15 protein-coding genes, 1 riboswitch and 1 other annotated feature are annotated in these 21320 nt (G+C 39.3%); of the genes, 2 read left to right on the forward strand and 13 right to left on the reverse strand.

From position 1 onward, the window contains the following. The first annotated feature begins 48 nt into the window (after positions 1–48). Complete coding sequence (locus ACFQIC_RS14830; protein WP_204712235.1) at positions 49–1236, forward strand: M14 family metallopeptidase; 1188 nt, start codon at positions 49–51, stop codon at positions 1234–1236. Between the two features lie 219 nt (positions 1237–1455). On the opposite strand, the gene ACFQIC_RS14835 is transcribed toward ACFQIC_RS14830, so the two are convergent. The 9 genes from ACFQIC_RS14835 to ACFQIC_RS14875 all read right to left on the reverse strand — a co-directional run bounded on the left by ACFQIC_RS14835 (position 1456) and on the right by ACFQIC_RS14875 (position 12980). Continuing rightward, entirely contained in the window at positions 1456–1797 is a 342-nt protein-coding gene (locus ACFQIC_RS14835; RefSeq protein ID WP_204712237.1) for a hypothetical protein, read from the reverse strand. A gap of 86 nt (positions 1798–1883) precedes the next feature. After that, positions 1884–3041 carry an acyl-CoA dehydrogenase family protein gene (locus ACFQIC_RS14840; protein WP_204712240.1) on the reverse strand — a complete coding sequence of 386 codons (1158 nt, stop codon included), beginning with the start codon at positions 3039–3041 and terminating at the stop codon, positions 1884–1886. Between the two features lie 17 nt (positions 3042–3058). Next, a complete protein-coding gene (locus tag ACFQIC_RS14845; protein ID WP_204712242.1) occupies positions 3059–4564 on the reverse strand; it encodes a sodium:solute symporter family transporter in 1506 nt (501 codons plus the stop codon). 122 nt (positions 4565–4686) lie between these two features. Then, the gene (locus tag ACFQIC_RS14850) at positions 4687–5856 is read right to left on the reverse strand and encodes an acetyl-CoA C-acyltransferase (RefSeq protein ID WP_204712244.1); all 1170 of its coding nucleotides are present in this window, start codon (positions 5854–5856) and stop codon (positions 4687–4689) included. Positions 5857–5870: 14 nt separating this feature from the next. Next, on the reverse strand, positions 5871–6536 hold the full coding sequence (locus ACFQIC_RS14855) for a sulfite oxidase-like oxidoreductase (protein WP_204712246.1): 666 nt from the start codon (positions 6534–6536) through the stop codon (positions 5871–5873). Between the two features lie 79 nt (positions 6537–6615). Next, positions 6616–6722, reverse strand: a riboswitch (SAM riboswitch). An 86-nt stretch (positions 6723–6808) separates the two neighbouring features. Beyond that, a complete protein-coding gene (gene argH, locus ACFQIC_RS14860; RefSeq protein ID WP_204712248.1) occupies positions 6809–8182 on the reverse strand; it encodes an argininosuccinate lyase in 1374 nt (457 codons plus the stop codon). Then, complete coding sequence (locus ACFQIC_RS14865; protein WP_204712250.1) at positions 8175–9416, reverse strand: argininosuccinate synthase; 1242 nt, start codon at positions 9414–9416, stop codon at positions 8175–8177. Before ACFQIC_RS14865 ends, argH begins: the two co-directional genes overlap by 8 nt. A gap of 61 nt (positions 9417–9477) precedes the next feature. Then, positions 9478–9696: a binding site (T-box leader), on the reverse strand. Positions 9697–11049: 1353 nt separating this feature from the next. Next, positions 11050–11340: a hypothetical protein gene (locus tag ACFQIC_RS14870; RefSeq protein ID WP_390217317.1), complete on the reverse strand. Its 291-nt coding sequence runs from the start codon at positions 11338–11340 to the stop codon at positions 11050–11052. Positions 11341–12248: 908 nt separating this feature from the next. Continuing rightward, entirely contained in the window at positions 12249–12980 is a 732-nt protein-coding gene (locus ACFQIC_RS14875; RefSeq protein ID WP_204710444.1) for a class I SAM-dependent DNA methyltransferase, read from the reverse strand. Between the two features lie 213 nt (positions 12981–13193). Between ACFQIC_RS14875 and ACFQIC_RS14880 the strand changes: the two genes are divergently transcribed. Next, on the forward strand, positions 13194–14618 hold the full coding sequence (locus ACFQIC_RS14880; RefSeq protein WP_204710446.1) for an MDR family MFS transporter: 1425 nt from the start codon (positions 13194–13196) through the stop codon (positions 14616–14618). 509 nt (positions 14619–15127) lie between these two features. On the opposite strand, the gene ACFQIC_RS14885 is transcribed toward ACFQIC_RS14880, so the two are convergent. From ACFQIC_RS14885 to ACFQIC_RS14900, 4 genes are all read right to left on the reverse strand, one after another. After that, entirely contained in the window at positions 15128–16771 is a 1644-nt protein-coding gene (locus ACFQIC_RS14885; protein ID WP_204710448.1) for an aryl-sulfate sulfotransferase, read from the reverse strand. A gap of 303 nt (positions 16772–17074) precedes the next feature. Further along, a complete protein-coding gene (locus tag ACFQIC_RS14890) occupies positions 17075–17404 on the reverse strand; it encodes an HIT family protein (protein ID WP_204710450.1) in 330 nt (109 codons plus the stop codon). Between the two features lie 24 nt (positions 17405–17428). Further along, positions 17429–18256: a multinuclear nonheme iron-dependent oxidase gene (locus ACFQIC_RS14895; protein WP_204710452.1), complete on the reverse strand. Its 828-nt coding sequence runs from the start codon at positions 18254–18256 to the stop codon at positions 17429–17431. 1926 nt (positions 18257–20182) lie between these two features. Next, entirely contained in the window at positions 20183–21319 is a 1137-nt protein-coding gene (locus ACFQIC_RS14900; protein WP_204710454.1) for a mannitol-1-phosphate 5-dehydrogenase, read from the reverse strand. Position 21320: the final 1 nt, after the last annotated feature.

Genomic DNA, 21320 nt, shown 5'->3' on the forward strand with positions numbered 1-21320 from the left:
TAAACCATATAGTATAGGTAAACTCTACTGTCAGGAGGTCAACGATTAATGGACATCCAAGTTCGAAGAGGAGACTCTTTATGGTCATATGCGAACACGTTCAACATACCTTTACCCCTTATTATTGACTCCAATCCTTCCGTCAATCCATCTGCTCTTTCTATCGGACAACCCATCCAGATTCCTGGGTACTGGTTATCTGAATATAGCGTCCAGCCAGGAGATTCATTTTATGCGATTGCGACTAGAGAGAGAATTTCAATCGATAGTTTACTTTTAGCTAATCCAGATGCTAATCCAATCACTCTACAAATTGGGCAAGTTGTAAACGTTCCCCAAAGGGTTACTACATCTATTATAAACCCAAGACAAAATTATGATTCCATAGTATTGGCGAATGATTTAGAAGAGTTAGCCGACCTTTATCCTTTTATAAGAAGAAGGTCTATAGGAAATAGTGTCATGGGTAAAGAATTAATTGAAATACAAATTGGAAACGGAGAAAAAGTAGTACACTGGAACGGTTCATTTCATGCAAATGAGTGGATAACTACCCCTATAATCATGGAGTTTGTCAACAGCTATTTATTAGCTCTGACGAATAACGAGAACATTCGCGGACGTACCATGTTACCTTTTTATGATCAGGTAACTTTGTCAATTGTACCAATGGTTAATCCTGATGGTGTTGACCTCGTAATCAATGGCCCCTCTGAAGATACCTACGGCGAAGAAGCTTTACGTATAAACAATGGCAGCACAGACTTTAGCGGATGGAAAGCAAACATTCGCGGAGTAGATTTAAACAATCAGTACCCAGCAAACTGGGCAATTGAAGCGGAGCGAAAGCCCGATCAGCCTGCCCCAAGAGATTTCCCTGGATATCAACCGCTAACTGAACCTGAAAGTGTTGCTATGGCTGAATTAGCAGGAGAGCTCTCTTTTGAAAAAATGCTCGCCTTCCACACGCAAGGTGAAGTGATTTACTGGGGGTATGAAAATTTAGAACCACCGAGGTCTCGAGCAATTGTTAACGAATTCTCACGAGTGAGTGGATACGATCCGATTCGTTACGTCTATAGTTATGCTGGTTATAAAGATTGGTTTATTCAAGACTTCCGCGAGCCTGGATTTACAGTTGAACTGGGCCAAGGAATTAATCCTCTCCCCATTAATCAATTTGATGAAATCTACCAAAAAACTTTAGGTATTTTTTTAGCCAGTATGTATATGTAAGTTATGTAGCGAATTCAAAAGATTATCAGGGGCATAAACGATAATTCTAGGAGTTGTAACGTTTCCATCACTTATTGCACGGGGAAAGGGCAACGATTAGACTCCTGACTCTCTTTGTGTAGTTACAATTCATATAAAATAGTAGTCCAGTTAAAGGGTACAAATTTGCATTTTGTACCCAAACTGAACTACTTATCTATCAAAAATATCACTTTTTCCTCATTTAATTTCATCCTGATCCATATGCCCATTATGCGTCTTTAAAATCGCAAGCGCCTCATTGTAATCATCACCCTTTACATCAAAATGTAATAGATGGGTTAAATGATCCACATCTTGGTTTTCATCTTTAGACACGTTTTTATCTGGGTCAATAAAATCATTAAAATCAGGCACACCTGCAGATTGACTTTGGTTTAGTACAGGGACGATTCCGGTTAACCTAGTTTCTTCGGGTATGGCTTCGACCAAATCATTTTCCATCGAAAGCTTTTGTAATTCAGCTCGTGCACTTTCCGCATCATTCTCCGTATTAAAATAAGCCTCAATATGTTTCCTCATCTTAAGATTACTCTCCTTCCATAATATAGTTACCTTTGTCTTCACTATTCCCTAATCATCGATAACTATAACTTTTTCATGAGAGTTCACCTTTGATTTTGCAGGACTTGCTGATGAGAAAACGCGCTTTTGGCTAAGTTTTTAATAACCATATCGTCCATCGGTGGATTATGCAGTCCTGAACGTACATCACGATAATAGCGTTCAAGCGGATTGCTTTGAGATAAACTTCTTGCTCCAACAATTCGCATGGAAAGATCAACCACTCTGACAGCCATATTAGTAACAACATGCTTAACAGCTGCTAGATCATTCCCCATTTCAGGGCGCTTCTCGGGTTCAGAAATCCAACGGTTAGCGACGGAATATAATAACTCTCTTCCTTGAAAGAGCTCTAATTCAATTTCACCAATTTTCATCTGAACCTCTGCTACTTCTTTAATGGGGCCAGGCAAGCTATTTGGTTGATAATTATTTGCGAATTCCACAGCATAATCTCGTGCCGCAGTAGCAATTCCTAAATAGCAAGCAGGAATGTGTAACAACCAAGCTTTAGGAGCAGCAGGTGCTGTTAAATCTCCCTCTTCTTCAACTAATGCATCAGAAGGAAGCTTCACATTTTCTAAAACAAGGTCGTCACTGCGTGTTCCTTTCATTGAAGCAGAATCCCATGTTTCCTCTACAGAAACACCTTTTTTCCGATGATCCACAAGGAAAATCCCTTTCTTCTCTGTCCCCGCTATCACAGCAGTCACTAAAGAATAATCCAAAGCTTCCGCCATCGAAGTAAAAGCTTTTCTTCCATTAATTGTCCACTGTTCATTTTTAAATTCAGCTTCCGTCTCCGGTCTCCCCCCGCGAGTTGGACTTCCTGTACCACGTTCAGTGGCTGCACGATTAATTAAGGCTTGCTCTGTGACAACTTTCTCACATAACTGAGCAAATGTCTCTTCTTCCCATGTTTCGTTTTCGGCCAATTCAAGTAAACTACCTAAATGCCACCCCACAGACAAAGCTGTAGGACCATCTCCACGAGCGATCCGTTCCTGCATTTGCAAAAATTCATAAAGATTTAGCCCTAGCCCGCCAAACTTTTTAGGAATCGTCCATGTCAAATACCCAGATTCTTTTAATTCTTTAAAATTTTCATGAGGGAAGACAGCCAACCGATCAACTTCGGCTGACCGCTCGTGGAACCCCTTAGCTAATGTTTCAACCTTTTCTATAAGACCTTCCTTATCCATAGGATCCACCTTCTCTGTTAAGCATTTTTTTGTAAAGGAATAAACTCTGATTCTTCTACTTTCTTACTAGGAATAAACCCAGCCACAAACATAACAGCAAAGGCTGTTATCGAACTGGTGAACATAGCAATATAAATATTTTCAATAATACTCAGCTGAGTGAAAAGCACGTATAAACTAACTCCTGTAATAACAGCTCCAATCGCTCCATACTTGTTTGCGCGCTTCCATACATAACCGAGTGATATGGGAGCGATCACTCCACTAATAATAGCGGAAAAACTAAACTGAATAAGAATAGATAAAGACTCGGGACGCTCAAGCGAAATGTACAGTGTTGCAAGCCCAATAAATACAAGCGATATTTTAGCGATGCGAACACTTTTGCGATCGATATCTTGTAAACTGACTTCCGTTTTGTGCCATAGAGGAGCAATGACTTTATAAATATCGTTACCAATACTGGATGTTACTCCTAAATACAAACTATCTGTACTTGATAAGATAGCCGAAATAATTCCAACGATCAATATCGCTACAATTACAGGTGGAAAAGCTTCCATTAAATAAACCGGAATGGCTTTATCCGCACTATCCAAACTAGGAGCAATCACGCGAGCACCTAATCCACCTAAAACCATAAGTGTAGAAATTAAAAACAATACGAGTCCAGCAGATAAAGTAAAAGGTCGTAGCTCACTTTCCGTTTTTAATGATAAAATTTTATTTAATAGATGCGGCATTAAAACAAAGGTAAATAGTAAAAATTGAACAGCAACGATCGCTAAGACACTATTATAAGGGCCAGTAGCTGACACAGGTTCAACTAAGTTGGGATCGATCTCAGAAAGACGGTTTGAGAGTTCTTGAAACACACCGAATCCTCCTCCAATGGTCCAGAGTAAGGAAACTAATACAAGAACCGATGTGAATGCCATAATAAAACCTTGAATACCATCACTTACGATTTGCGCATAAGCTCCACCTAATCCAATATAAACAATCGTGATAGTAACACCGATGATAACTCCCCATGTATAAGGAACACCGAGAACAGTTTCAAAAATTGTAGCCAAACCAACATTTTGGCCAACAATATAATAAACATTAAAAAGAATTAATATTCCTACAGTTACTTGTAGTGTTTTACTGTTATAACGTTTTCCTAACCATTCCGGGAGAGTTGAGACTCCTCCAAATTTCTTTCCGTAACGGTAAAACGTTTTTGCAAAAACTAACAATCCCAACCATGAAACACCAAAACAACCTAATGTATACCACAGAACAGCCGTTCCATACTCGTAAGCTAGCCCGGGTACACCTATGAACAAGTTTGCACTAGCATAAGTTGTAGCAAAGCTAGCCCCTACAACCCAAGGATTGACCTTCCCTTTTGCTGTAGCAAAACCATTCATAGTTTTACTATATTTCGCCCCTTTTTTACCAAGATAGGTCACGAAGAAAAAGTAAGCAACTAGTAATGCACCAATAAACCAAAGAACACCTCCTGATAAAGCTTCCATTTATTTCCCCTCCTTAGTTGACTTGTACATACCTTGCCATAAAGCTAAACCTGCAATCCATAAAATCACAATACCTATTCCATAAGTTAAGAACATTTCCCATTCACCTCTTTGTATATTCTTTATGACCATTCGCTTGGGACTTCTACAAGGATGGCAAAACCCTGTCCTCCACCCCCACACAATGAAGCTATTCCTTTACCTCCACCGCGGCGTTTTAATTCATGAATTAGCGTTAGGACAAGTCGAAAGCCAGTCCCACCTAATGGATGACCAATAGCTATGGCCCCCCCATTCACGTTTACTTTACTAGCATCCAAACCTAATTCATTCATACTAGCAATGGCAACACTCGCAAACGCCTCGTTAATTTCATATAAGTCCACGTCATCTTTCCGCAAACCATGACGTCTTAACAATTTATCGATCGCGTCAGACGGTTTTGTATGAAGGCTTGAATCTGGACCAGCCGTTTCTGACCAGCCAATAACACGAGCCAATGGTGTTTTGCCTATTTTCTTTGCATATTCTTCAGAAGCAACGAGTCCTACACTTGCTCCATCAGACATTTGTGAAGCATTTCCAGCAGTTACCGTACCGCCGTTTCGAAAGGCTGGTCGAAGTTGGCTCAATTTCTCAAGAGTGGACTTAGCCCGAATTCCCTCATCTTGAGAAACCTCTTCCTTTCCTGTATGTACGGCAACTATCTCATCATTGAGCCGCCCTTCTTCTTGGGCAGCAGCCGCCTTTAGTTGAGATCTTAAGGCAAATTCATCCTGCTCTTCACGTCCAATTGAATATTTTTCATTTTGTAAATCTGTTGATAATCCCATCGAAGTATCAGTAAGAGAACACCAAAGCCCATCATAAATTAACGTATCTGTGAACTCTACTGGTCCAGTAGCTAGTCCATTTCTAATCGGAGCCACATGCGGCGCATTTGTCATAGAGTCAAAGCCGCCTACTACATATAATTGACCTTCAGCAAGCTGAACTCGTCTCGTTGCATCCGCAATAGATGCTACTCCAGCTAAGCAAACATTGTTAATCGTAATCGCCGGAGTCGACCAGGAGATTCCTGATTTCGCAGCTACCGTTCGCGCAGGATTCTGTCCTTGTCCTGCCTGAATAACTTGCGCCAAAATAACACCGTCCGCTTCTTTTGCCTCAGGCACACGACGAAGTAGTTGCTCTGTTGCCTGAACTCCAAGATCCTTCGCACCTAGCTTCGCTAAACCGCCTTTCCACTTTCCAAATGGCGTTCGAACTCCTTCTAAAATAACTACTCCCATAAGGGCACCTCCCTTTAATAATCAAATTCCTTTACTTTCCATTTATCCTCTTCCATTTCCACTTTTCCATCAGTAAACCGCTGTTCTTTAAACGGATCTCCATAATGGTGAAAACCATTCTCTTCCCAATACCCAGACTGATCGGATACTCGAAACTCAAAGCCACGCACCCACTTCACACTTTTCCAAAAGTAAAGATGCGGAACAATTAGACGAAAAGGCCAGCCGTGTTTTTCAGTAAGCGGCTTTCCGTTGTACGAATGGGCAAGCATCACATCTTTTTCGTATAATTCCTTAATTGGCAAATTCGCTGTGTAACCATAATCTCCGTGAATCAAAACATGCTGAGCTTCATTCTTGATCCCGAGAAAAGGCAGTAAATCCTTAAGAAGCAAACCTTCAAACTCATTATCAAATTTAGACCATCTTGTCACACAATGAATATCTGCAGTGATCTTAGACTGAGGCAGTTTCCTTAAATCATCATAAGAAAAGGTTAAGTTTTCTTTCACTATCCCATTGATAAAAAAACTCCACTGCTCCAAATCGTACGAAGGAACTTCACCTACTGTTAATATTGGGAATTTCTCTGTCAAAACCTGACCAGGAGGCAAACGGCCGCCAAAATCATCCTTTACTTCAGGTACTTTCGACCGTTTTAATCGCTCCGCCTTATCCATAACGCCATCACCTTCCTAATCCATTCCATATAAAAAGCCTCTTTCGCAATGAAAGAGGCAGAAGATTTTGCTTCAACCTCTCTCATCTCCCGGACACACTTTTGTCCGTTGGAAGTAGCACCGTTGTCATAAGACCGGTTGCCGGGCGTCGAAGGGCCAAATCCCTCAGCCTGCTCTAGATAAGAGTGGTAATCGATATGAAGTTAATTGCCATACTACAAATAAATAAGATGAAAGTCAATAATATTTAGAAAATTCCGCGAAAGTTCCTATTACTTAAGATGTTGTTTCGCCAACTTCAGTTGTTCCCTCACTTGCTCAAATCCAGTGCCGCCCTCACTTATACGCGCGGCCACTACATGGTCTGGTGCCAATTTTTCATAAATATCATCCTCAAACAAGTCAGAAAACTCTTTGTACTCCTCAAGCGTCAAATCAAGCAAATATTTCTGCTTCTGGATCGAGTAAAGCACTATCTGACCTATTACCTCATGAGCCTGACGGAACGGAAGACCTTTCACAGCTAAGTAATCCGCAATATCTGTCGCGTTCGAATAATCTTCATTCACTGCCTGACGCATATTAGAACTTTTTACTTCCATAGAAGAAAGCATAGGCGCTAGCAACGACAACGCACCATCAAGCGTATCAACCGTATCAAACATACCTTCCTTGTCCTCCTGCATATCCTTATTGTACGCAAGCGGAAGACCTTTAAGGAGCGTCAATAACCCCATCAAGTTGCCGTAAATACGACCCGTCTTTCCACGCAAAAGCTCAGGAACATCAGGATTCTTCTTCTGCGGCATAATACTAGATCCCGTACAAAACGCATCATCCAATTCCACGAAATCAAATTCCTGACTACTCCAAAGAATCAATTCATCCGAAAGTCTAGAAATATGGGTGATTAAAATGGAAGAGATCGACAAGAATTCCAGAATAAAATCCCGATCACTGACGGCGTCCAATGAGTTTGGATAAACGTTTTCAAATCCGAGTGTCTCAGCCGCCATCTTCCTATCGACAGGATAAGGCGTTCCAGCAAGCGCTGCTGCACCAAGCGGAGACCAATCAATACGCTTCACACTATCTTTCAAGCGTTCCTTATCACGTTCAAACATCCAGAAATACGCCAGAAGGTGATGAGCGAATGAAACAGGCTGCGCTCTTTGCAAGTGAGTGTATCCTGGAAGAATCGTGTCCACATGAGATTCTGCTTGACTTGCCAGTGCATTTTGAACCGCTTCAACTAGCTGAATCAAATAGTTCGTTTTTTCCTTGAGGTATAAATGCATATCTGTTGCTACTTGATCATTACGGCTTCTGCCTGTATGCAGTTTCCCACCAACAGGACCAATTTCATCAATTAATAGTTTTTCAATATTCATATGAATATCTTCATGTTCAACAGAAAATTCTACCTCATCATTTTCAATTTTCTTCTGAATGATGTGCAGTCCTTCGGTAATTTGTGCAGATTCCTCTTCTGTAATTATGCCACACTTACCAAGCATATCGACATGAGCCAGGCTACCTTGGATATCCTGTAATGCTAACTTAACGTCAAAACCGATCGAAGAGGTATACTCTTCGACCAGCTTATCGGTTGGTTTTGTAAATCTTCCTCCCCAAAGCTTACTCATTCACAATCACCGGCTCTTTCTTTGCATTTTCTAGTACCAGCTTTTTTTGAACATCTGCATTTACCTTTGTTGGAAGTCCCCATAATTTAATAAATCCTACTGCTGCATTATGATCAAAGGCGTCACCTTTTGAATACGTTGAAAGTTCTTCATTGTAAAGGCTCAATGGAGATTTTTTACCAATCACATTGTAATGACCTTTAAATAATTTCACTTTGACTGTACCTGTAACTACTTTCTGTGTTTCTTCAATGAAGGCTTGCAATGCTGGCTGTAGCGGTGAATACCAAAGACCGTCATAAATCATTTTTGACATTTGTTGTTCCACATTGATTTTATATTGCGAAACCTCTCTTGTTAGTGTTAAACATTCCAATTCTTTATGAGCGTTAATTAAAATCATTGCCGCTGGATTCTCATACACTTCTCTTGACTTAATTCCAACGAGACGATTCTCTGTATGATCGATACGTCCAACACCGTGCAATCCACCGAGGTCGTTAAGCTTTTCAATTAAAGGTACTATATCCATAGATTCACCGTTTAAAGACACAGGGATTCCTTCTTCAAAGTCAATTTCAAGTGTGTCTGGTGTATCTGGTGTTTTTTCAATTGGATTCGTCCATGCATAGGCAGCTTCCGGTGCTTCCATCCAAGGATCTTCAAGAACACCTGCTTCACAAGCACGTCCCCAAATATTTGCATCAATTGAAAATGGATTATCCAAATTAACGGGAATTGGAATTCCTTTATCTTCAGCATATTGAATCTGCTCATCACGGTTCATGCCCCATTCTCTCACAGGAGCAATTACTTCTAGATCTGGATTTAATGCCTGAATAGATACTTCAAATCTTACTTGGTCATTTCCTTTTCCTGTACAGCCATGTGCGACCGCTACAGCCCCTTCTTGCTCCGCTACGTCAACTAACAGCTTGGAAATAAGCGGACGAGAAAGCGCTGAAGATAAAGGATATTTCCCTTCATACATTGCATTCGCTTTTAAAGCTGGCATTAAATAGTCTTCCGCCAACATTTCTTTCGCATTAACCATGATCGCCTTAATAGCCCCAACATCCAGTGCTTTTTGACGAATAGTTTCAAGATCTTTCCCTTCGCCTACATCAAGCCCTAAAGCAATTACATCATAATCGTATTTCTCCTGAATCCACTTCACTGAAATTGATGTGTCCAATCCACCTGAATATGCTAATACTACCTTTGGTTTTGCCATAGTATAATGCCTCCTTATATATTTACCTAATTTTCCCATCAAAAAGTCCGCCTCTTATCTAATAAGAGACGGACTTTGTTTATTCGTCCGCGGTACCACTCTGATTGCCTATAAAATAGACCAACTCGTATACTGATAACGGGTGTGCCCGGTTTCGGCTACTGTAGTTCGCCAAAACTTCTCTGAAGTGCGTTTCAATATGTTTTGAATGACTAGGCTCTCACCTCCCCTAGCTCGCTGGCATTCTCAACACATCTACTTTCTTCGTCATCGAAAAGTTATTTAGTGTGTGTTTATTTAATAATTGTTGTTGTTGTCTGTATGTTTATTACTTATTGTTTATAATTATACATCGATATTTATAGAAGTCAACTGGTTATTTTGATTTTTTGTAAAGAATGTAGAAAGCGGGCAAAGGCGAATCGTTTATCGTCTTGACTGGATAAAGCGGACCACTTTGAGATAGTAACTTAACACTGAAGAAAATAACGACTTAATAAAGGTAGAAAACGCTCTAACGTTTAATCAAGTACTCTAATTCAATATATGATTCTTGATCGTCAAACTGCTGTTTTATCCCTTACTACTATAGGTTATGTAGTGTTCTAAGTGCTGTGCCAAATCCAATAAATAACTATCGATGTCAGCAGAATTTTTAACATCAAAAGAGGAAATGTCTTAACTTAAGTAGTTCCGTTTCGGTGAAAACATACGAAATAGCATATTTACTATGTTAATTGGTATGCTATTTGCTATGTTGACTTTTATAGACCAAGTAGGTAATTATAATTTCATTAAAGTAATTGTTGAAGACTCGATTCCGAGATCATGGAGGTTCGTTACCGTATAAAGGATAGGGGTAGTGGGGAAGGAGTCGCTTGCCGTATACTTTCATCGGATTCTGCTATTCTATCGTTCCTGTTAAAGCATGAGATATCAATGTGCACCTATTAAGGGGCCTTTAAAAGCTTCTGTGGCAGCAATTTCAGGCCATTAACGGCAGTTTGTGTGAATTTTGGGGCTGCGGGAAACGGCTCGCTTTCCATGGGGCGGGCGCTGAGCCTCCTCGGACTTCGTCCTGTGGGGTCTCAGCTGTCCCGCACATCCCATAGGAGTCTCACCGTTTCCCTCCGCCCCTTTACCATATAAGTTTCTCGATACCACTTCAAGAAAAGGCAGCCATTCCTAAGTTTGCATGTAGATAGTCCTTCTGGGAAAGGAACACATCGAATGGTGGGGGGCTTGGGAATCTCCCCGTTTCCAGCCACCCATCCTTTGCTTTTAATGAACGGCCCTACTGCCATAAGTCGTCTTCTGTGGTCGCTACACCATATGGAACAAGTGTGCCAGTTGCAAACTCCCATCTATGAATAGCCTACAATTTGAAGAACCCATTACTGAGGTTTCCGTCTGCCTCACAATGGCAAGGAGGGCAGGGAAATCACGAGACTCCACTTTTAAAAGCGGAGGCGCCTTGGTCAGCGGCGTATGGACTGGACTGAGCTGTCGGAGATAAAGGAAACACGAAGAACATCGTGATTCGATGTTGACTTATCGTACAGAAGCGAGGGAAGTCTCACTAGCCGCTAGGCGCTGGAGCTGGATAACGCCCGATAGGATTGATGAACTAGACTTAGCCTTCGTCCTTATAAGGCGTAAGAGCTGGGATGAACATGATCGGTGAGATCCCGCAGGGCGATAGCCCGAGGAAGCTCGCCACATGCCCATGGAAAGCGAGTGATTTCCCGGACCTCCAAACGCTTTCAACCATAACGGAAACAACATTTCTCGAAGCTGAGTCTTCAAGTAAATGATGCTTTAGTTGAAGAAGAAAATATAAAGAAAAACGCTTGGATATTAAAATGTCCAAGCGTTTTTCTTTACCAATTGTAATGGTATTTAGTATGTTAATTGGTTCGATCATTCTGTTGCTATTTTTCCCTCTACATTTGTTTTTGTACTCCAAAACCGAACTATTTACCCAAAATCACGATGAAAAACAACGGAACCGCCATTCTTTTATTAAACAATCTGGGGCTTTAGTTTAAAAATCATGGTGCTATACATTGTGTGTTTAAGTATGTTATTTCACCTGTTATTTTAGATTTTCTCCACGGGATCGGAACTATCCTGCTGTTCCTCACTTTATTTTAGAACTTTATGCATGCTAATTTGATACGAAATTATAAGTTTCAAAAAGAAAAGAATTGAAATTACCTTTTGAATAGTTATAGTATTCGTGCCATTAATGAATAATACGTTTTAGATGAAGACTCCTCTTCCCATTCAATTAGTTAAATTCACGCCTAAGAATCCACTTATTTAACCTTATATAAACCTTTTCTCATTTATAATATTTAAAAACCGTGAATAATGTAGAAATTTTTGTTGTTTAAAATAGTTAAAATGACGGAATAAACAACTATCTACTAAAATCGATCCACGGAGGAGATTTTATGAAAATCAAAGTAAGTAATTGGAGGATGTTATCGAAGCAAGAACAATTGTATATTTTAAGAAAAATTAGTCAGCAGCCAAAACTACTAGCAACAGCCAAATAGTTTACTATCCTTTTAATACGTAACGATCGATTAGTAAAGAAGTCTACGCCCATCCCTTATGTTGGAAGATGGTTTCGCAGATAAATGATTAGCAAGTTACTTTGATTTTTAACAAACAAACCACCATAGCCTTACATTGACATTGAATAAGGACTAATAAAACTTAACATCATGTAGAAATGCATCAACCATTCCATCTTCCTTAAAATTTTCTTCGCTAACCCTCAATTCTAGCATCCTCTAGATAAAGAATTCCTCTACTACAAAAGAATCATTTAGAACAAGAAAAAATCAAAAACAAAGGAATCCGAGATCTACGAAGAAAATCCTCCTCATTCTCAAAGTAAACACGTTGCGGCATACCTTCTCTTAGTTCTTCCACCTTAAACCCTGTTTGTATTAGCAATGAAAAATAATCTTCTAGTGTTCGATGATATTTCACAACTTTTTCATCTATCCAGGATTCCTCCCGCTCTCCTCTCTCAAAGTAATTATCAACGATCCAGTCCATATGCACTCCTTGTTTTGCACCACTTTTCAACGAGGAAGTTAATATTGGATGTTGAACGCTAAAGGTGAATTCTCCCTTATCTTTAAGTGTGTCATGAACCTTTTCAAAAATAGGTGCTATCTCTTTTATATAATGGAAAACTAACCTAGAAGTGACTAGATCATAGGACGCTTTAGGAAAAGTCCAATTTTCTAATTTTGCATACTCCGTTTGACCTGCTGTTCCCTGCAAATTTTTTGATGATTCTTTTATCATATTAGATGAACCATCTACTCCTATGTAATATTTACAACCACTCTCCAATAGTTCACGTCCGAACTTTCCATCGCCACAACCTAAATCCAGAACACTCTTATTTCGCACGTCCTTCATTAATTCAAAAAATATAGGCTTTTCTATTATGTTATTAGGACTTTCTTCTCGGTTTCTTCTAGCCATATACTTTTCAAAAAAATCATCTTGTTCGTAAGCTTCCGAGCCTTCGTACTTCATTCATATCACCTCCGCTAGTAAATGTGTAATAATTATTTCGCTCTCCCCCTTTATATATCCTTCAGGAAATCTCGAACTCTATGAAAAGCTCTAAAAAAATTACTAATCATCTTATTTGTCACTTTCTATCACTAGGAGTATAATTTTTCATTAGCTGACTAAATAAGTTTTACATATTTAAAGAATTAGATAGAGAGAAAAGGAGCCAACTCTATGCCACAAAATTATAACAAGATATTAATTGCTGGATTATTGCTTGCAGGATCTTTCATAACAATTCTTAACCAAACACTCATGATCACAGCGATTCCCCCGATTATGGAGGAAATGAACATTACAGCCAATACAGGTCAATGGCTGACTACTGTATTTATGCTCGTGAATGGAATTATGATTCCTGTCAGTGCCTTCCTTATCGAACGTTTCACTACAAGGCAGCTTTTTATGGCAGCCATGACCATCTTTGGTGTGGGGACTATAATAGGAGGGATTGCTCCTAATTTCCCTACATTATTAGTAGGTAGAGTCATTCAATCTGCCGGAGCAGGGGTAATGCTTCCTTTAATGCAAACTGTTTTTCTGCTTATTTTCCCAGTAGAAAAGAGAGGGGCTGCGATGGGATATATTGGTCTCGTCATTTCCTTTGCGCCAGCTATTGGTCCAACATTATCAGGCTGGGTGACAGCTAACTATTCTTGGCGGTTCCTCTTCTGGTTCATTTTCCCATTGATCATTATCATGGTCATTGTCGCTTATAAAGTATTGAGAAATGTAACAGAGTTGAAGAACCCTAAAGTAGATTTCTTTTCAATCACCTTGTCCTCTCTTGGTTTTGGAGGATTATTGTACGGGTTTACTAGCGCTGGTAATAATGGATGGGACAGTCCGATTACAATCAGTGTTCTAGCTACTGGTGTAGTTATTCTACTAGTATTTATTCTTCGCCAGTTGCGTATGCACCACCCTATGCTTGAATTCAGAGTGTTTAAGCTTAGAACCTTTACAATCACTACTATTATCGCGATGATCTGCTTTATGGGCTTAATTGGATCTGAGACATTAATTCCTCTATATATGCAGAATATGCGTGACTTTACAGCACTAGAATCAGGACTAGTACTATTACCAGGAGCGTTAATTTCAGGGTTTATGTCACCGATTACAGGACGGATTTTTGATAAAATTGGAGCACGGCTGTTAGCAATGATTGGTCTAACGATTATGACAGGAGCTTCCGTAGCATTGGCGTTCTTAAATACGGAAACGACACTTACCTTCCTTATGGTTGTTTACGCGATCAGAATGTTTGGATTTGCCATGGTTATGATGCCGGTAACGACAGCTGGACTCAATGAGTTACCACCTAAGCTCATTCCACATGGTGCAGCCATGAGTAATACCATGAGGCAAATTGGTGCTTCCGTTGGGACAGCTATCCTAGTAACAGTTATGACAACGACTGCTATGACTGCTGAACAACAATCAACAGTCCCTAATCCAGATATTCATGGGGTTAACGTTGCCTTCTTAGTAGTCGCAGCTTTATCCTTCCTTGGATTAATTTTGTCCATCTTTGTAAGAAGAACTTCACCTCCTACAGATGAGGAATGGGACAGTAGTCAAAAAACAAAATCATAATAATAACACGTCAGACGAGTGAATAATCATCGTTCTGACGTGTTTTTTTAATGTATGTATTTTGGTCTCTTTAATGAATGTGGTGGTCATGCTTGATCTATCAGTAGCAAGGAGAATATAAAAAATGCACTCCATTCTCTCTTTTGATCCCCTAAAGTTGCGACACAAAAAGACATAGGAGAGAGAACGAGTGCGCAATCATTTATCATAGGGTTGTTGGGGATTAAAGACAGGAGGAAAGCGTTGCGGTCCGCATAAGCAACAAACTATGCGAAAGCAGCTAAATTAAAAGGGTGATGGAGATCAATTCTCCACCACCACATTTGACAGAGAACCGTAATTCTGTGTTTAAGATGTTTTGTATGCAAATGGCATGGTTGATTGCATTGGGAGTTTCCGCTCGTTTTCCGAGGACGAACGGGCTGGTCTCTTAGATTCCTATCCAATCAACGCTATGCAAGAAAGCGGCACAATTGAAGGAGCTATCATTGGTGCTTGCTCTTTTCTTTTTATTGCTCTACTAACTCAAAATTCCAGCGTTCAGGGTATAAAGGCATTCGTTCTGCACGATAAGCTTGTCTACTGCTTCCTTCTTCAAAACCTGTAATTTTAAGTTCATAGACGACTTCAGCATCTTCCTCATCTGTTGTTTCTACAATCCGACTGTGCAGGTTATCATTTTCATCAAATGCGTATCCAGAAGTAATTAAACGATTTCCCGTTTCTTGTAAATAATCTGCATCCCCTACAATAAATGAGAAAAAGCCTTTCCCGCGTTCTTCACCGTAAGACCATACTTCTTCAACAGTCATTTCAACAGGATTAATTCGATACTGTACACCTCGGCTATACTCCTCACTTTCATCCTCATCTCCTCTTACTACTGCAATATTATTATCAAAAAGGAGGATGTCCTTAGTATCTTCATTATTATCCTGATCAGGAAGTGTCATCATCGCATGAGGACCACCTGGAAATTTAAAATCCTTACCCTGAGGTTCTAATAAATTACTTTCAACTTCTTCGGGCCAGCCTTCGTGATCAGCTAAAATCCAATCAATTTCCCCTTCTGGGTAACTCAAATTGATGATCGCATCTTGGTGTCGACTGGATACTAAAAGATCTTCATCCTTCTCATCAAACCAAGTAGCGTTATGGTGGAACCAGTCACCTTCGTCAGCAGATGGACCTTCATAGTCTTCATACATTTCTTCTGGGAAAATATCTTTCATATTTAACTCCCCCACCATTTCCCCTGACTCACGATCAATTTCAACCATATCATCTTCAATATAACCTGAACCATCATGGTCAGTGGCGAGTAAGTTACCATCAGGAAGTTCTACAACATCATGATGCACCACTCCCCAATTATCAAAGTTACTAACGTCAATATAAGATCCAAACGAAACTTGGCCTAACATATCCATTTCCAATAACAAATTGTATTGACCTGTTTGCTCTACTTTCTGAGTTAAGAATAACAGATTGCTATTTTCTAAACGTTTGAATATATGGCTATTTGGCATGGATGAATACCAACGCACTTCGCCCTTATCATCAACCGCATACGCATATTCACCACTAGGAACAATAAAGGTTAATCCATTTTGCATCCTTTCCTTATCTGATTTCACAACTTCCGTATGTAAGAAATCGTCTGGCAAAGGCTCGGTGCTAATTGTTAGTTTGCTTTCTGTAACGTTCCCTTCCTCAGATTCTCCCTCTAGAACGACAGTATTGTCCTTATCCGGCAATAAACCTAGAATAGGAATTTCATGTTCAGTATCATAACCTCTGAATGTTTGAGAAATGTCATTGTCCACTTCTTCTCCTACTACAGTTACCGTGATTTCTACGGGCTCATCTGTGTTAAATTTCGCAAGCGCAGTTAAAGGAGCTGTTCCATATGGGTCCTCTATAATCAACGGATTCGTAAGGTTATATTCCCCTTGATCATAAGAAGTCTGAATGACATTTTCTAAGTTCCCCTGTTCTTCCATAAGTTCTGTATCACCTTGTACCGTACGCCCATCACCGTTATTATTTTCACTAGATTGATCCTCCATTTTCTCACCATCAACCGTAACAAAAAAAACAACAAATCCAGCAATTAAGGCCCCTATTAAGAAACCAATAACAATTTTCATCATGAGAAACGGCTCCTCCTTATCAATCTTGATTTTATTTTTTAACAATTATGTAGAGTAGTCTATAGTGATCTTTGTACATCAAGCTAGTAATTATCTGTCAAATTGGTCCTATTCTTTACTAACCCCCTAATCTTAATATTCTAAACTCAATTTTAAAAGTTTGTTACAAGATAAAGATATCTCCCTACAAAAAATAAACGAGCACACATGAATGTACTCGTTTATTAACTCTATATTTTCATTATACGTGAAAATTTAATTGATCCAAGAGATTTCCAATTAGTCTGTCTAATTGATTATGATTTACTTTATCTTCTCACCAGATACAATATGCCAATGCAAGTGGCTGGACTCTTGGTATTCTCCCAAATTTGTAATGATACGACAGGCTCCATAATCCGCTTCCACTCGGGCAGCTGCATTTTGCACACTCTCCATCAATTCAAAAATAATTTCTTGATCTACTGTGCGCACCTTCGTTAACGAATCTAAATGTTTTTTGGGAATAGCTACGATATGCACTTCATAAGAAGGACGGGTATGATGATAGACTAGAGTGTTCTCAGTTTCATAGACTTTCTCTACCCTTGTATTTCCATTCAATACTTCCTGACAATAAAAGTCGCTTTTCATTACAATCCCCTCTTCTCTCATTATCTAATTTTTCACTATCTTATTTAATAATGGCACCTGCTGTTCTAACACATCCACGGCAGTTCGCCATTCAAAAATAGGACCCACTCCCCCATATTCGAATGAAACAACCCATGGTTCATTCCACATTCCTTGTTTAATATTATTCAGCGACCATTCAGCTAATTTCCAGTCCTCTTCAGTCATAGGCATACTATCTCTGTAGCTTCCATCTACTTTTTGAATACCGGTAATATGTAATTCCCTTAGTTGATCAAGAGGAAAACGGTTGAGGTATTCGTAGACATCTTCGCCAGAGTAGTAACACGTCATCTGAGCGTGGGCAATATCCAACAACAACCCACATTTTGTTTTATACACAATATGTGCAATTATTTCTGGTTCAACAATTGTACGTAATGTATCGCCATTTGGACCGCTATACACTACATTTTCAAGAATCACACGATCTGAACCAAAACGCTCAACAACATATTGGATATCCTTAACGACCCGATCGATAATCTCATCAATATTATTAGAATCAAAACTACTATTTGAAATCACAGGAAAGTCTTTGGAATGAGCAACTAAATGCAAATTTATAAATGGTGTATCCGTTCCTGCAGATAAGCTTTCAAGTATGCTCCAATTAATCGTAGTTAAGGTACCTTCACCTGCATTTAAATCGAAATGAAGATAAGCTGGTTTACATTGTTGAGCATCTTTGACCAATTGTTGATCGAAGTCTGGACATTTAAATATATCTACATCAATTAAACCTTTTTGAATTAATTCTCGTGCTTCATGGGAATAGTTTATGGCGAATTTCAGAAGACCACCTCTCTTCAATTTTGTTATAAGTCGTGTTTAGATGGAACAATTGACATTTAACAAGTGACAATACCTTTAAATAAAGCGAATGTTCCCTTCTATAAATCACTTTACTTTCCACAGGCATTTCGATATTTTGCATACATGACTTCATTGTAATATTTCTCCATACTAGGCAATCCCGTCTTTCGTGCAACACCTAATTCGAACTCCCGATCATATCATAATCTACTCTGACACATTGAATTGCATTTTCACTGTATGAACCATCTATGATTGCATAGGATGCTGATGTTAAATCTAATGAATTCTCTACAGTACATAAGATGCCGTATTCATATGTATGCAACAATGTAGTATGAATATCCCCATAAAACACGATATCAGGCTGTTTTGTCTCTCCTGTTAAATCACTATTAGCAAAACATCAATAATCGCTTTTTTAGTGAATGATGCGGTGAAATCCTTTTCAGTTCTAGGTGAGGCATGCAAAAGTCTTATGAGTTGTCCACTCAGTTCTAAACCAATGTGAAATGGTAACAAATGAAAATACTAATGTCTTCCACACGTAAACGTTCCTGGAACCATTGAATAAATCATTATCTGTCAGGGATACACATCCCAATTTCCCCGAATAACCTGATCACAGTTATTTCTAATGATTTCGATACATTCAGTTCAGATTCTTGAAGGACTCTTCCTATTAACTCTCCTAAACAAAAATTCCGTTCAATCCAATTGAAACTCCACCTTGCTGCTTTCTTATTTATATTCCAATAAAGTTTTAGGAATAACCATCTTACTAAATATCATTTCTTTACAAACCATGGTTTTCCTGCGAGTCCAATAAAAAAGCACGGTTTATACTAAAATATAAATTAGCATACAAAATCACAGCACAAATAACATAGTGAAAGCAGCTATAGTCAACGTGCTAAATACTAGGCTAATTATGGTGCAATGTAATGTTGATATTGGTAAACCAAAAGGAATATGGGGATTTAAGTTAAAATAAATAGAGAGATTGTAGGCGATTACAATTAAACTAACGAAACCGTATTGTTGAAGGCTTGAATTCGATATGTTTGTGTGAATTTTGGGGCTGCGGGAAACGGCTCGCTTTCCATGGGGCGGGCGCTGAGCCTCCTCGGACTTCGTCCTGTGGGGTCTCAGCTGTCCCGCACATCCCATAGGAGTCTCACCGTTTCCCTCCGCCCCTTTACCATATAAGTGTCTCGATACCACTTCAAGAAAAGGCAGCCATTCCTAAGTTTGCATGCAAATCTTGAAAGCGGGCGGTCCTATTAAAATCCTTGATATAGAGAGTTTCATTGCAAAAGAACACGGATAGTGGAAGATAGGTCCTTCTGGGAAAGGGATTCGTTTCTCACACATCGAATGGGTTGCTATCGAAATCGTGCTGTTCTACCGTCCCTGTTAAAGCATGAGATATCTGATATAACACCAATCGGCCTGATGCAGACCAGGGAATATGGCCATTGGATAAGTTGTTAAAAATCGGGTGTGATAGCCTGATTATATGAAGTGTAAGAGCTTATATGTATGCCTACCATCACCAACTCCCTTGTTAAGACCGTTTCTGAATTTATAGTACAGATCAATAGTAAAGGATCTATTAATGGCAGAAGTGGATCATTTCATGGCACAAGTAGATCAGTTCAATGGCAATATTCACACAACACCCCCGATTTTCATAAAAAGGGTTCCGTTCCACTCTAAGCGAGTGGTTTCCCATCCCCCATGCTCCGATGAAAAGTAACGGAACCGCCATTCTATTATTAAACAACCTGGGGCTTTAGTTTAACAAGAAAATACAAAAAACGCTTGGGCATTAAAACCCAAGCGTTTTTTTGTTATTTGTACTGTTATTTTAGATGTTCTCCATTGTATCGGAACTACTTACTTGCATATATACCCTATTCTTTAATTTAAATGCTTTTCAACAAGATTTAAAATTGGATGAGAGTCAGATAAATCAGCTATCTTTTTCAAAGTTTCAAGTGGACCATATTTCTCATTCGATATTTGAACTTCTTGAGATTCCTCGTCATTTGGATCATTAAACTCTAAAGCTGCTGCGATAACTTCCGCTAAATAAACAGGCTCACTTCCTACCCAGTCAAAATATTCTACGGCTGGACGGATCAAGCGATCTTGAGGGCCTAACTTCCGTTTAGGGCCTCTTCCCACTCGAGTCACTTCATCAGTAAGACTTGGGTTTGAGAATCTTTCTAAAATTTTCGCCTGATATGCTTGATGATCTTCAGGTTTAAATTCGTACTTTTCAATTAGAATTGCCCCTGTTTCTTCTAGCGTACCTTGAATTTTCTCTAACACAACTTTATCTTCCATCGCTTCTTGTATGGTTTGATGTCCATGCTTGCGACCTAAATACGCGGCTGCAGCATGTCCTGTGTTAACCGTAAAAAGTTTTCTCTCTATAAACGGAGTTAAGTCGTCTACATAGGTAATGCCGTTCACCTCAGGCTGATCTCCTATAATATTCGTTGTTTCCACGACCCATTCATAAAAAGGTTCTACTTCAACAGTTAGAGGATCTTCATGATTCTGATCTGGTACAATACGGTCGACGGCTGCATTAGGAAATCCAATCAATCGTTTAAACTGGCTTTTCTCATCATTTGTTAACCCTTCATATACATGATTTTCCAGAAGGGAACTACCCCCGATCATATTTTCACAGGCTATTACATTTACAGGGCTTGAACTTCTATCTGTACGCTCCTTTAAAGCTTTAGCAAGTAACGGAGCAATCATCGGTAATATATGAGGACCAACAGCAGTAGTGATTAGATCCGCTTCTTTTATCGCTTCGATAACTTTTTCTTCATCTTGTTTACTGTTTAATCCTGAGACGTTTTGTACATTTAATGTTTCATTAGCCCCAGCCAAAATTACATTGTATGCTTTTTTATCATTTAACGCTTCAATTAATTGATCATTAACGTCCACGAATACAGTTTCGTATCCGGCCTGATCTAACAAGGCTCCAATAAACCCTCGTCCGATATTCCCTGCTCCAAAGTGAACAGCACGCATC

Source organism: Halobacillus seohaensis (genome assembly GCF_042663045.1).
In the GTDB taxonomy this organism is placed as follows: domain Bacteria; phylum Bacillota; class Bacilli; order Bacillales; family Halobacillaceae; genus Halobacillus_A; species Halobacillus_A seohaensis.

Coding starts and splice junctions, on each gene's coding strand:
- argH (WP_204712248.1), bottom strand. CDS start 8,182: ATGAGTAAGCTTTGGGGAGGAAGATTTACAAAACCAACCGATAAGCTG.
- ACFQIC_RS14850 (WP_204712244.1), bottom strand. CDS start 5,856: ATGGGAGTAGTTATTTTAGAAGGAGTTCGAACGCCATTTGGAAAGTGG.
- ACFQIC_RS14835 (WP_204712237.1), bottom strand. CDS start 1,797: ATGAGGAAACATATTGAGGCTTATTTTAATACGGAGAATGATGCGGAA.
- ACFQIC_RS14870 (WP_390217317.1), bottom strand. CDS start 11,340: ATGATCGAACCAATTAACATACTAAATACCATTACAATTGGTAAAGAA.
- ACFQIC_RS14840 (WP_204712240.1), bottom strand. CDS start 3,041: ATGGATAAGGAAGGTCTTATAGAAAAGGTTGAAACATTAGCTAAGGGG.
- ACFQIC_RS14865 (WP_204712250.1), bottom strand. CDS start 9,416: ATGGCAAAACCAAAGGTAGTATTAGCATATTCAGGTGGATTGGACACA.
- ACFQIC_RS14900 (WP_204710454.1), bottom strand. CDS start 21,319: ATGCGTGCTGTTCACTTTGGAGCAGGGAATATCGGACGAGGGTTTATT.
- ACFQIC_RS14875 (WP_204710444.1), bottom strand. CDS start 12,980: ATGAAGTACGAAGGCTCGGAAGCTTACGAACAAGATGATTTTTTTGAA.
- ACFQIC_RS14880 (WP_204710446.1), top strand. CDS start 13,194: ATGCCACAAAATTATAACAAGATATTAATTGCTGGATTATTGCTTGCA.
- ACFQIC_RS14885 (WP_204710448.1), bottom strand. CDS start 16,771: ATGATGAAAATTGTTATTGGTTTCTTAATAGGGGCCTTAATTGCTGGA.
- ACFQIC_RS14890 (WP_204710450.1), bottom strand. CDS start 17,404: ATGAAAAGCGACTTTTATTGTCAGGAAGTATTGAATGGAAATACAAGG.
- ACFQIC_RS14855 (WP_204712246.1), bottom strand. CDS start 6,536: ATGGATAAGGCGGAGCGATTAAAACGGTCGAAAGTACCTGAAGTAAAG.
- ACFQIC_RS14830 (WP_204712235.1), top strand. CDS start 49: ATGGACATCCAAGTTCGAAGAGGAGACTCTTTATGGTCATATGCGAAC.
- ACFQIC_RS14845 (WP_204712242.1), bottom strand. CDS start 4,564: ATGGAAGCTTTATCAGGAGGTGTTCTTTGGTTTATTGGTGCATTACTA.